Below are 11,842 nucleotides of genomic sequence, written 5' to 3' on the forward strand. Positions count from 1 at the left end.
CCGCGCGGACGCATAACCCTCACACAACGCCGAAAGACACCGAACTCAAGGGGACATCATGCTCTATGGCAATGCCCTCCGAAAGGCCATCAGTTCATCCGGTACCACACCCCTCATCGGCATCTACGACATGTACTCGGCGTCCATCGCCGCACAGCACTACAACGGCTTCTTCGTATCCGGATTCGGGTTCGCCGCATCGCATTACGGGCTGCCCGACATCGGCTTCATCGCCTGGCCCGACATGCTCGCCTTCGTGGAGCGGCTGCGTCTCGCCTTCCCCGAGCACCATCTGCTCGTGGACATCGACGACGGCTATGTGGATCCCGAGGTCGCCTGCCATGTGGTGCAGCGACTGGAGCGCACCGGGGCCTCCGGGGTGATCCTGGAGGACCAGCGGCGCCCGCGCCGCTGCGGCCACGCGGAGGGCAAGCTGACCCTGCCGCTCGAGGAGTACCTCGAAAAGCTCCAACTGGTGCTGAGCAGCAGGAAGGACATGGTGGTGGTGGCGCGCACGGACGCCACCGAGGAGCCCGAGATCCTGCGGCGGGCGGCCGCGCTGGCGGAGACCGACGCGGATGTCGTCCTCGTCGACGGGGTGCGCAGCGTGGAGTGGATCCGCAAGGTCCGCAAGGTCATCGGCGACAAACCCCTGCTGTTCAACCAGATCGCGGGCGGGAAGTCGCCGCGGCTCTCGCTGTCCGAGCTGTCCGACCTGGGGGTGGATGTCGCCATTTACAGCACCCCTTGCCTGTTCGCCGCCCATGGGGCGATCGACGGGGCGCTGAGCGATCTCAAAACGGCGGACGGACGGCTGCCGGACACCCGGGAGGCCGCGGCCATCGGGGTCGCGGGCGCCACAGAGCTGCTGGAGAAGAACATCAGCAGGCACCACGGCCACCGTCAGCCCGCCAGGGTCTGAGCCGAGGCCGCGCGGTATGCCCTCGACATTCCTCGGGCCCGGCCCCGGCCGGCGCCGTAGGCCCAGAAAAGACACCGGCTCGTCCCGTCCGTCCACGGCCGGGCTCATCCTCGCGGCCACCGCGGGCGTCCTGTGCGCGGGCGCCGCGGTCTCCGCCAAGGCGACGCCCACGCCCGCGGGCAGCACCCCGCGGGAGGACTGCGAGCCGGACGACACCCCCACGGTGGTCACCGGGCCGCACAACGGCCTTGTGGTCATCGACAACTCCTCCGCGGACTCCTGGCTGGAGGTCGACCGCACCCTCAATACCCTGCTGCTCAGCCGTGGCACGGCGGGCAGCGACCACGACGGGGGCGGCGGCGCCATCGACGTCGTGACCGGCGGCCCCATCGGTGCGGATCCGGTGCTGCCGCAGATCGGCCACCCGCCGTGGCAGGCCGGGAGCGGTGATTGATGTGATGCGGAAGTCCTGGCTGCTGTCGTGGCCGGGCCGGCTCGGGAGGGCGGTCGACCCCTATGTCGCCGCCCTCCTCGGGACGGTCGCGCTGGCGGCGCTGCTGCCCGCGAGCGGGGCGGCGGCCACGGCCGTAGGCGATGCCGCGGACATCGCGATCGGGCTGCTCTTCTTCCTCTACGGTTCGCGGCTGTCCACCCGCGAGGCGCTGAACGGCCTGCGGCAGTGGAGACTGCACCTGGTGGTGGGCGCGAGCACCTTCGTGCTCTTCCCGCTGCTGGGGCTGGCCGCGGGCGGCCTCGCCCCGTTCCTCCTCACCGACCGGCTCTACACCGGACTGCTCTTCCTGTGTGTCGTGCCCTCGACCGTCCAGTCCTCGGTCGCCCTCACCTCCACCGCCCGGGGCAATGTCCCGGCCGCCATCTGCGCGGGCACGTACTCCAGCCTGCTCGGCATGATCGCCACCCCGCTGCTCGCGGCGTGGCTGATCGGCTCGGACGTCCGCTTCTCGGCCGAGGGGCTGCTGGCCATCGCCACCCAGTTGCTGCTCCCCTTCCTCGCCGGGCAGGCGCTGCGCCGCTGGACCGTGCGCTTCATCGGCCGCCACAAGAAGGTGCTCGCCCTTCTGGACCGGGGCTCGATCCTGCTCGTGGTCTATACGGCGTTCAGCCGGGGAATGACGGAGGGCATCTGGAGCCAGATCACCCTTCCCCGGCTGTTCGCGCTGCTGGGGCTGGCCGCGGCGGTGCTGGGGCTGGCCCTCACCACGACGTCGTTCACCGCACGGCGGCTGGGCTTCAGCCGGGAGGACCGCGTCACCATCGTCTTCTGCGGCTCCAACAAGTCCCTGGCCACCGGGCTGCCGATGGCGGCGGTGCTGTTCGGCGACGCGGCCGGGCCGGTGATCCTCCCGCTGATGCTCTTCCATCAGCTGCAACTGATGGTGTGCGCGGTCATCGCGGGCCGCTGGTCCCGCCGATTGCCGGATGCCGAATCCGCTCCTGGCGGGCAGGTCCAGGTCACCGAGGCGACGGGGTAGGGGTAGGGGTAGGGGTAGGGGTAGGCAACGGCGCGGCCTGGGGGAGGGAGACGAGGTGGTGAGGGCGAGGGGGCGGTGGCTCAGGCGCAGCGGGCGATCACCACGATGGCCGCGTCGTCGTTGACGACCCCGCCGGTGTACCGGAGCAGATCGGCGTGGAGATAGTCCACCAGCGCCTGCGGGCTGCCGCCCTTCCAGGCCGCGAGCCGTTCCGGGAGCGGGTAGAAGGCGCCGCTGCCGTCCCGGGCCTCGACGACCCCGTCGGTGTGCAGCACCAGAACGTCGCCGTACTCGAAGCGGAACATCTCGACCTGGTAGTCCAGCTCCCTCAGCACCTGCAGACCCAGTGGCACCGCGGGATCGTCCACGTCCAGCGTCGCGACCTCGCCCTTGTGCAGCAGCAGCGGCGGAGGGTGCCCGCAGTTCACCATCCCGGCCACCGGGCCGTCGTCGTAGACGTCCAGCACCACGGCGGTCACAAAGGACTCCAGGAAATTCCGCTCGTCACCGGTGGTGTGGTGCCAGTTCCAGCACATGGCGCTGTCCATGTGATCGACGATGCCCGGCAGCGAGAGGTTGCGGTACGCGGACCCCCGGAAGGCCCCGATCAGCACGGAGGCGTCGCCGATCGCGGCCATCCCTTTTCCCCGTACGTCCCCGATGACCAGCCGGGTCGCCCCATCGGTCCGGACGGCCGCGTACAGATCACCGCCGATCTGCGCCTCCTCATCGGCCGCGAGATACAGGGAGGCGATCCTCAGCTCCTCGATCCGTTCGGGCAGCGGCCGCAACAGCACCTCCTGCGCCGCCACGGCCACCGTACGCACCTGGCTCAGCTTGCGCCGGTGCCGGTCGGTGGCATAGCGGAAGCTCGTCACCAGCCCCGAGATCACGATCAGGGCGACGATCTGCGCCTGGTGGTTGGCGGTCGTCAGACCGCCGTGAAACACACCGATGAGGACCTGAGTCGCCACGGCGAGGGCTCCGATGGCGGCGGTCCCGCCCGCTCCCGCGAAGGAGGCGGTGATCGCGGGGGCCGCGATCAGAAAGGGGCCGAGGTGGACGGTCGATGGCGTCTGGAGATCGATCACCGTGATCGCCACGATGATCACGAGCGGGACGGCGAACAGCGCCCGGCTCGACCGCGTTTCCCCACCGATGCGAGTGAGGTCCGGCGAAACGCGCATATCTCTTGCTTACACCCGATACGCACGCAACGCCGACCCGGGCCGCGAGACGATCGCGGGTGCGCTCAGGGGACGCCGTCGGCCGCGACCGCCGAACCGGCCGCCGGACTCGCCACCGCGACCGCCGGACTCGCCACCGCGACGGCCGGGCTCGCCACCGCGACATCGACGGCCTCCGTGGCGTCGGCGCTCTCCCTGGCGTCGGCGCCCTCCGTCGGGTCCGCGCCGTCCGCCCGGCTGGTGCGCCGCGCCGCCATCCACACGTACACCAGCACACCGGCGAACAGGAACAGCACGCCCTGGTACACCGCCGCGTATCCGGCGCCCGCGACCAGCCAGAACGAGAAGCCGAAGCCCGCGAGCGCGAGCACCAGGTCCCGGACGAAGCGCCCGGTCCGCACCTGCTCGCGGCGCCCGGACAGCAGGAAGTAAAGCTGCGCGCCCGCCGCCAGCAGATACGGGACCGTCGCCGAGAAGGTGGTGATCAGTACGAGGATCTCGAAGAGCCCGCCCGAACCCGAGGTGTAGTTGACCACGGTGAGCAGGGACGCCAGGAGCACGCCGACGATGACGCCGAAGGTCGGCACCCCGCGCCGCCTGGTGGCGAACGCGGCCGGGAAGAGCCCGTCCCGCGCGGCCGCGTACGGGGCCTGCGCGCTCATCAGGGTCCAGCCGTTGAGCGCGCCGACGATGGACACCACGGCGGCCAGCGCGATCAGCGTGGGGCCCCAGCCCCCGCCGAACATCGCGTCGACCGCGTCCGAGAAGGGGGCGGTGGAGTCGACCAGGTCCTTGTGGGCGACGGTGCCGAAGACCGACACCGTGCCGAGCAGATAGACCACGGCCGCGCCGACCGTGCCCAGCACGCTCGCCCGCCCCACATTGCGCTCCGGGTCCCGGACCTCGCCCGCGCTCATCGAGGCCGACTCCACGCCCACATAGCTGTAGAGCAGGATCGCGGCCGCCGCCGATACGCCGCCGAGGGCGCTGCCGCCGCTCTCGTTGAACGAGCCGAGGTTGTGCGGGTCGAAGAAGAAGAGGCCGACGATGGCGACGAAGAGCAGCGGGATGAACTTCAGCGCGGTGGAGACCAGCTGCACCGCGCCCACCCAGCGCGTCCCCGCGAGGTTGGCGAGCGCGGGGAGCCAGAGCGCCAGCAGCGCCACGGCCAGGTTCACACCCTTCGAGTCATGCCCGGGGACCAGTACATGCACATAGCCGACCGCCGCCACCGCGAGCGCCGCGTTGCTCACCCAGGTCATCGTCCAGTACGACCAGGCCGACAGAAAGCCGGCGAAGTCGCCGAAGGCCGCGCGGGCGTGCACATACGGCCCGCCGGTGCGGGGGTCGCGCTCCGCGAGCCGCCCGAAGACCAGCGCGAGCGCGATGGCGCCCAGCGTCAGGACGACGAAGGAGAGGAGGCTGAGGGTGCCGAACGGGGCGACGGAGGCGGGCAGCAGAAAGATGCCGCCGCCGATGATGTTTCCCATGACGAGCGCGGTCGCCGTGGGCAGGCCAAAGCGGCGGGAGTGGGGCTGGTCGTGCATATGACTATGGTCACCGAGCGTGTAGGGTGCACCCAAATCACCGGGTTTTGTTCGGCACAACCGGGCTGACCACGGTAAATGGTGCGGCGGGGGCGCCGTCCCACCGGGAATCCTGCACCGTGCGCGCCGCGCCGGATGCCCTCGGCAGCCCCGTGTCGGCGCGTACCTCCACCTCCGTCGACCCTTGCGCCGCCGGACTCGCTCCCACCGGGGCCTCTGCCGCCGGGCTCGCTCCCGCCGGGGCCTCTGCCGCCGGGCCCGCTCCCGTCAGCGCCTCTGCCACCGCCGACGCATGCGTCTCCCCCGTGGCCGCTGTCTCCTCCTCCGGCACCTGGGGCCCGTCCGCCTCCTCCAGCCAGCGCCGCAGCACCCGGTGCACCCGCTCCGCCCCGACCAAGTCCTCCCCCGCCGCCACCGGCGGGGTCAGCTCGGCCGGCCACAGCAGAAAGGGATGCCCCTGCTCCCCGCCGAGCCCGCCGTGCGAGCCGATCTGCTCCTCGAAGGCGTGCACCGTGCCGGACGCCGGGTCGTAGGCGGAGTTGACCATGATGTCGGGGGTGTTCCGGAAGTGCGCGGTGCGCCGTACGGCGGCCTCGGCGCCGGGCCCGAAGACCGTGAGCGGGCTCGCCCCGAAGACCTCCCCGGTGTCCAGACGGTGCTCGGCGCCCTCGGCGCCCAGCACCACCGCGCCATGCGCCTCGGACCGTACGAGCAGGAAGCCCACCCCGGGGTGGTCGGCGAGCGTGCGCAGCAGCGCGGGATGGCGGGCGTCGATCTGCTCGCGGCTCATCCGCCCCGGCACATCGGGGAAGGAGACCAGGCCCAGATTTCCGGACGCCAGCACGATCGGATCGGACACGGCGGCGCCGCCGCCCACGACACCGGCGGCACCGGCTGTGTCGGCGGCCCCGGCGGCGTCGGCCGGACCGCGCCCGCCGCCCTGACCGCCGCGTCCGCCCCACGCATCCCGTCCGGCGCACCGCCCGTCCCCGTCCACCTCGGGCTTCTCCGGCCGGTGCAGCGCCGCCCGCCCCGCCTCGCGCGCCTCGGCCCCACTCGGGGTCCGCCCGGCCCGCCGCGACACGGGCAGACCGCAGCCGACCCGCACCAGGTCCTCCAGCGTCAGCCCGTACGCCCCCGCGAAGGTTTCACCGGGGCTCTGCCCGTGGTCGGACAGCAGCACGATCCGGTAGTCGCGCGGGGCGCGGTCGGCGACCTTGGCGATCAGCGCGATGGAGCGGTCGAGCCGGGCCAGCACCTGCCGGGCGTCCCGGCTGCGCGGCCCCGAGTGGTGGGCCACCTCGTCGTACGCCACCAGATCGGCGTAGATCGCGGTACGGCCGGAGAGGATGTCCCCCATCACCGCTGTCACCACCACGTCCCGCTCCACGACGGTGGCGAACGCGCGGATGAACGGATACAGCCCGCCCCGCTTGACCCGGGGCGTCTCGCGGCGCAGCTTGGCGCGCGTGGACTGGCAGATCTCCCGGACGACCTCGGCCAGGAACGACACGGCGGTGCGGGTCGCGTTGGCGGGGTCGGCGAAGTACGCGAAGTATCCGGAGCGGGAGCGGTTGTGCGGACCGCGCCGCGCCGCGACCGAAAGGACCAGGGCAAGCTGATCGGCGCCGCCGGTGAACAGGTTGCCCCGGCTCGCCCCGTCCACCGTGAGGAGTCCGTCGTGTCCGGCCCGGACAGCCGCGCGGCGCTGGAGCACCGCCGCGCTGGTCGGCCGGTTGCTCACCATCACCTCCCCGCTCTTCTTCTCGTACCAGCGGAAGGCGGGCACATCCTCGTTGGAGCCGTGCAGGATGCCGAGTTGGCTGGCGCCGGTCTGGCTGGACCAGTCGGTGCGCCACGGCGTGACCTTGTGCGTGCTCCGGATCAAGCGCGCGACGGTGGGCATCACCGGGGGCCGGTTGTCGCGCTCCCGCAGCGCCTCCCGCAGGACCGCGTGCCCCACCCCGTCGAGCTGCAGGAACACCGTCCCCGGGGGCTCTTCGCTCCCGCCGTCCTCACCGAGCCGCCGCCTGCGCCGCCCGGCCAGCCGGGCCAGCCGCCGCCGGTAGGCGCCGTCGTCCCGCACGGTCAGGAAGGTGCTCGTCGCCGACGACGCGGCGGACATCACGGCCGCGACCACGACGGCGGTCTCCGGCTCGACGGCGCCGCGCCCGTCCGGGATCAGGCTGATCGCGATCAGCAGCATCGAGCCGTTGAGCACGAACACCAGCAGCCCCAGCACCAGCGCGGGCATCAGTAGCAACGCCCGTACGAGCAGCGGCCACACCAGCGCGCTGAGCACGCCGAAGGCTCCGGCGCCGATGGCCGCCGTGATCGCGATCCGCGTCGCGCTGTCACCGCCATCTGACTTCAGGCGAAAGTCAGGGAGGATCCCGGCGAGCGCCAGCATCGTGAGCGTGGCCACCGCCCACACCGCCGTCACCCGCAGCAGGGTTCCCCCCACAGTCTTCCATCGGGGCTTCTGCACGCCGCGGCCTCACTTCACGTCACCGGCCCGCACCATGCGCGCGAACCGGCTTCAAGCGTGGCACAGCGCCCCCGCGACCCGGCGGACGGCGGGTTACCAGGACGGATCGATTCCACTTACGGCAGCCCATGAGTTGGCCAGGAGCGCGTCGCCTCACGCCCCGCTCTACGGGGACCAGGAATCGGCCGGATCGTCCAGCCACACCCGCTGACCGGCGGGGCCCGGGCCGACCGTGAGGCCGAAGCGGGTGTGGTCCGGCCTGCCATGGCCGACCCACCACCCGTACGCGGCCTCGACCTCATCCCACAACCGCCGCTCCCCCGCCTGCCAGACGCGCGCCTCCGCCTCCCCCTCGCGGAACACGACACACGCCCAGGAACGGTCGGTCAGCCCGTAGAACCACACGGGTCGCGCGCCATCGTGCGGAGCTGCCACCACCTGGACGCAATGCCGTACCCGGAGCCCCAGCGCGAAGGGGAGGGCGGCGTACGCCGGGGTGATGAACTCTCCCTCGGGGATGCCGGTACTGGACGTATCGGCGCCGCCGCCCTCGCCCTCGCCCTCGCTCGGGACGTAGGCGCCGTGCGGCGGCAGCGACAGCCGCTGGCCGCGCAGCTTCATGAATTCGACGGGGCCGGTGAAGCGCCCCGACGCCGTCCCGTCCCCACGCACCACCAGCCGGGCCACGGCGTCCGCATGGGTGTAGTGCGTGCCCCAGGGGGCGACGATCACGCCCCCGGGCCGCGTCTGCTCGATCCATGCCCCGGGGATCTCCCGAAGGCCGACGGTGGCCAGGACCCGGTCATACGGCGCGCTGCCCGCACAGCCCTTCCCGCCGTCACCGAGCACAACCTCCGGCCGCAACCCCGCTGCGGCCAGCCGCCGACGCGCACGGCGCGACACGGCGGGGTCCACCTCGACCGTGATGACCTTACGGCCGCCACAGCGATGCGCCAGCGCCCCGGCGGTCTCGCCCGTGCCGGTGCCCACGTCGAGCACGGCCATGCCCTCGTCCACGGCCAGGTCCCGCAGTAAGGCGTAGACGACAGAGGGCATGGAGGACGAGCTGGTGGACACCCGCCCCGGCGCCGGGCCGGTGTGCTCGCCGTCGTCCCACTGCGTCACGATGGGCACATCGCTGTCGGCGGCGGCGTACCAGGCGTCCGGGTCCCCGGCCTTGTCGATGGCGACGGCCCCCTGCGTCCGCGTGTCGAACGGCCACATCAGCTCCGGCAGGAACGCGGCCCGGTCGACGGCGGCGAAGGTCGGAGCCCAGTCCTCCCCCATCACCCCCGCGTCAAGAAGCACCCGCCCCAGCGCGGCCCGGCCGGACCGACCGATGCCCTCGAACGTCATGTGTCTCCTCAATGCGACCGAGCGGCCCACCCCACTCATGCCTCACCCCCTCATCACCGTAGGGCGCGTCACTAGAAACGCGCCCGAGCCCAGCCGCTTGTCGTTCGCCTTGCGGCGATCATTTGTCGCGGGCCGGCTGGGTGATCCGCAGGGCGGTGATCGTGGCGCCGAGTCCGCAAGCTGCCGCCACGAGGACCAGGGCAGGACGGCTTCGAGCGCGTAGGCGCCGCGCCGCAGGTGATGCGGAACGGCCCGGTGGCGGCCGGGAAATGCGGATGCGCAGCCGGTCGGGCTTGCGATACAACCAGGCCATGGAGGAGCAGCGGCTGCCCGGTGGCCGGACCGTAGGTGCGGTGCGTATCGGTGATGCGGTCCACCGGCCCGTCCAGCCCTGGACGCCTGCCGTGCACGCGGTGCTGCGTCACCTGGAGGCCGTGGGATTCTGCGGGGCGCCCCGGGTGCGGGGGACGGACGAACAAGGGCGTGAGGTCTTGACCTATCTCGTGGGCGAGACCGCTGGTGAGGTGCTTCCCTGGCCTGCCTGGGTGTACTCGGACACCGCGTTGGTGAGTGTTGGCAGGTGGGCCCGTCGGCTGCACGATGCGACGGAGACGTTTGTGCCGCCGCCGGGCGTGCGCTGGCTCGCCGGGCAGACGTGGCGGCCGGGGCTGGTCGTCGGGCACCATGACGCCGCCCCGTGGAACGCGGTGTGGCGCGAGGGCGATCTGGCCGGGTTCTTCGACTGGGACACCGCTGGGCCTTCGTCGCGCGAGTTCGATCTGGCATTCATGGCATTGACCTGGGTGCCGTTGCATGCCCGTCGATTGGCCGAAAGGACCGGATTCACCGCGTTCGAGGACCGGTCCCGGCGTCTGCACCTGCTGCTTGACGCCTATGACTACGACGGCGACCGGTCGGCATTCGCGGGCGTGGTGGCCGCACGGGCGCGGACCAACGCCGACGTCATCGACCGCATGGCCGGTGGCGGCGACCCGGTGTACACCGCGCTGCTGCCGGTTGCCGCCGACCTACGCCAAGCCGCCCTTGAGGTCGAGGCGTTGCCCGCCTCCTTTTGGACCCCCGTCGGCGGCTAGGGCACAGGCACGTCGGCAATCGCGGAGTCCGGATCCGGACCGAGCGGCTGGAGCGTCACGACCTCGACGAGGCCCGCCCGTCCCGTCACACCCGATGCGCCAGGGGCCATGAGAGACTCGGGCGATGATTATCGAACGTGCGTACGCACACGTCGATTCGGACGCGCGCGAGGAGGAAAAGTGGCCCTGGTCCGTGCCCTGTGTGCGCGGGCTGCTGGCGGACGGGCTGCGCTTCACCGCGCCCGTGACGTTTCTCGTCGGGGAGAACGGGTCGGGCAAGTCGACGCTGGTGGAGGCGCTCGCGGAGGGGTTCGGACTGGATCCGTACGGCGGCTCGCACGACTGGCAATACGCCAGCCACCGCCCCAAGTCGGCGCTCGGCGAGCGGATTCGCTTCGACGCGGCGCCGCGCGGGCGGCGGATGCTGGGGAGTTGGTCGGCCCGCAAGGGGTTCTTCCTGCGGGCCGAGACCGCGCTCGACGCGCTGCACCGGGAGGGCTTCACACCGCATGCGGTCAGCCATGGTGAGGGGTTTCTCGCGGCGTTCCGGGGCAAGTTCCTCCAGCCTGGGCTGTACGTCATGGACGAGCCGGAGGCGGCGCTCTCCTTCACCTCGTGTCTGGAACTCCTGGGTCACGTACATGAGTTGGTGAAGAACGGTGGGCAGGTCATCTGCGCGACGCATTCGCCGCTGCTGACGGCGCTGCCCGGTGCGGAGATCGTGGAAGTCGGCGAGCACGGGATGCGGCGGGTGGAGTGGAGTGAGTTGGCGCTGGTCGATCACTGGCGCCGTTATCTCGCCGATCCGCGGAGCTATCTGCGGCATGTCCTGGAGTGAGCCCGGAGCGAGTGCCGGACTGGGGTCGCCGGTTGTCTGCGGCGCCGTTTCGCGCCTTCGGCGCATTTGAGCATGGGGGCGGCAAGTGGGGGGCGCGGGCCGCGTCGCCGACCGCCGGGCCGGTGGGAGGTGGGGCCGGTGGCGGCTTCTGCCCATCGGGGCTCGGGCCGACTCCGGACAGCCGGGAGGGTGGGGTGCCCTTTTGAGATTGCTTGACATATTAGTTGCGTCAGATCAAGCAATTTCTGGAGGGGTACCCGGGGGACGCCCAGACCGAGTATGTCGTTGGACCGGCCGTTCGGCCCGCAGTCCGGAACGCTCCCGGTCCGCGAGCCCGGATGCCGCCACTCGCCCGCACCCCCACCTGCCCGGCGGCCGACGGCACGGCCCCCGCCCCGGCACCCCCGACCAATGCTCAATTGCGCCGAAGGCGCGAGATGGCGCCGCGCCCGGCCGGGTACCGCTAGAGGCGGATCCGGGCCCAGACCGTTTTGCCGACGATGCGTTCCCGGACGCCCCACGCGTCGGCGAGCGCGTCCACGATCGCCAGACCGCGTCCGGACTCGTCATCCAGTGTCGGGTCCGCCAGGGCGGGGCACCCGTCGCGCGGGTCGGACACCTCGACCCCGACCATTTTTTCTGCGTCGTATGCGATACGCACTTCGAAGTACCGCCCCGGTACGCGTCCGTGCCGGACGGCGTTGGTCGCCAACTCGGAGACGACGAGCTGGACAAGGGCGGCCGAGCCCCGGTCCAGGCCCCAGGCGCGGAGAGCGGCATCGGCGGCGCGGCGGGCGTGGGGGACAGATGGGGGGACGGGTGTAAACCTCTGCTTCCAGCCATGGAGCGGGTTTACGTCGTGACTTTCCGCGTTCATGCTCCCACTGTCAGTGCAGGCAGCTACCTTCACCAGTAAC

General features: G+C 71.7%; 10 protein-coding genes. 5 read left to right on the top strand and 5 right to left on the bottom strand.

Going from position 1 to position 11,842, the window contains the following annotated elements; translation table 11 throughout:
- Positions 1-58 precede the first annotated feature (58 nt).
- From J5X86_RS21475 to J5X86_RS21485, 3 genes are read left to right on the top strand one after another with little or no spacing between them, the layout of a single operon-like run.
- Complete coding sequence (locus tag J5X86_RS21475; RefSeq protein ID WP_208518374.1) at positions 59-922, top strand: oxaloacetate decarboxylase; 864 nt, start codon at positions 59-61, stop codon at positions 920-922.
- A 16-nt stretch (positions 923-938) separates the two neighbouring features.
- Positions 939-1,376 (top strand): hypothetical protein, encoded by a 438-nt coding sequence (locus J5X86_RS21480; protein ID WP_208518375.1) that lies wholly within the window; start codon positions 939-941, stop codon positions 1,374-1,376.
- Positions 1,377-1,380: 4 nt separating this feature from the next.
- On the top strand, positions 1,381-2,415 hold the full coding sequence (locus J5X86_RS21485; protein WP_208518521.1) for a bile acid:sodium symporter family protein: 1,035 nt from the start codon (positions 1,381-1,383) through the stop codon (positions 2,413-2,415).
- A gap of 80 nt (positions 2,416-2,495) precedes the next feature.
- Here J5X86_RS21485 and J5X86_RS21490 read toward each other — a convergent pair whose 3' ends face one another.
- The 4 genes from J5X86_RS21490 to J5X86_RS21505 form a co-directional block, all read right to left on the bottom strand.
- Positions 2,496-3,602: a PP2C family protein-serine/threonine phosphatase gene (locus J5X86_RS21490; protein ID WP_208518376.1), complete on the bottom strand. Its 1,107-nt coding sequence runs from the start codon at positions 3,600-3,602 to the stop codon at positions 2,496-2,498.
- A gap of 65 nt (positions 3,603-3,667) precedes the next feature.
- Positions 3,668-5,149: an amino acid permease gene (locus tag J5X86_RS21495; protein WP_208518377.1), complete on the bottom strand. Its 1,482-nt coding sequence runs from the start codon at positions 5,147-5,149 to the stop codon at positions 3,668-3,670.
- A 37-nt stretch (positions 5,150-5,186) separates the two neighbouring features.
- Entirely contained in the window at positions 5,187-7,637 is a 2,451-nt protein-coding gene (locus tag J5X86_RS21500) for a phage holin family protein (protein ID WP_208518378.1), read from the bottom strand.
- 165 nt (positions 7,638-7,802) lie between these two features.
- A complete protein-coding gene (locus J5X86_RS21505) occupies positions 7,803-8,993 on the bottom strand; it encodes a methyltransferase domain-containing protein (protein ID WP_208518379.1) in 1,191 nt (396 codons plus the stop codon).
- A gap of 311 nt (positions 8,994-9,304) precedes the next feature.
- Here J5X86_RS21505 and J5X86_RS21510 point away from each other — a divergent pair, with 311 nt between their 5' ends.
- Both J5X86_RS21510 and J5X86_RS21515 read left to right on the top strand, forming a co-directional pair.
- Positions 9,305-10,087, top strand: coding sequence for a phosphotransferase (locus J5X86_RS21510; RefSeq protein ID WP_208518380.1), 783 nt, complete (start codon positions 9,305-9,307; stop codon positions 10,085-10,087).
- Between the two features lie 124 nt (positions 10,088-10,211).
- Complete coding sequence (locus tag J5X86_RS21515) at positions 10,212-10,925, top strand: AAA family ATPase (RefSeq protein ID WP_208518381.1); 714 nt, start codon at positions 10,212-10,214, stop codon at positions 10,923-10,925.
- 463 nt (positions 10,926-11,388) lie between these two features.
- Here J5X86_RS21515 and J5X86_RS21520 read toward each other — a convergent pair whose 3' ends face one another.
- Positions 11,389-11,802: an ATP-binding protein gene (locus J5X86_RS21520; protein WP_208518382.1), complete on the bottom strand. Its 414-nt coding sequence runs from the start codon at positions 11,800-11,802 to the stop codon at positions 11,389-11,391.
- Positions 11,803-11,842: the final 40 nt, after the last annotated feature.

It is taken from the genome of Streptomyces sp. NEAU-YJ-81, assembly GCF_017592595.1.
GTDB classification, from domain to species: Bacteria; Actinomycetota; Actinomycetes; order Streptomycetales; family Streptomycetaceae; genus Streptomyces; species Streptomyces hygroscopicus_B.

Coding starts and splice junctions, on each gene's coding strand:
- J5X86_RS21490 (WP_208518376.1), bottom strand. CDS start 3,602: ATGCGCGTTTCGCCGGACCTCACTCGCATCGGTGGGGAAACGCGGTCG.
- J5X86_RS21515 (WP_208518381.1), top strand. CDS start 10,212: ATGATTATCGAACGTGCGTACGCACACGTCGATTCGGACGCGCGCGAG.
- J5X86_RS21505 (WP_208518379.1), bottom strand. CDS start 8,993: ATGACGTTCGAGGGCATCGGTCGGTCCGGCCGGGCCGCGCTGGGGCGG.
- J5X86_RS21475 (WP_208518374.1), top strand. CDS start 59: ATGCTCTATGGCAATGCCCTCCGAAAGGCCATCAGTTCATCCGGTACC.
- J5X86_RS21480 (WP_208518375.1), top strand. CDS start 939: ATGCCCTCGACATTCCTCGGGCCCGGCCCCGGCCGGCGCCGTAGGCCC.
- J5X86_RS21510 (WP_208518380.1), top strand. CDS start 9,305: ATGGAGGAGCAGCGGCTGCCCGGTGGCCGGACCGTAGGTGCGGTGCGT.
- J5X86_RS21495 (WP_208518377.1), bottom strand. CDS start 5,149: ATGCACGACCAGCCCCACTCCCGCCGCTTTGGCCTGCCCACGGCGACC.
- J5X86_RS21485 (WP_208518521.1), top strand. CDS start 1,381: ATGCGGAAGTCCTGGCTGCTGTCGTGGCCGGGCCGGCTCGGGAGGGCG.
- J5X86_RS21520 (WP_208518382.1), bottom strand. CDS start 11,802: ATGAACGCGGAAAGTCACGACGTAAACCCGCTCCATGGCTGGAAGCAG.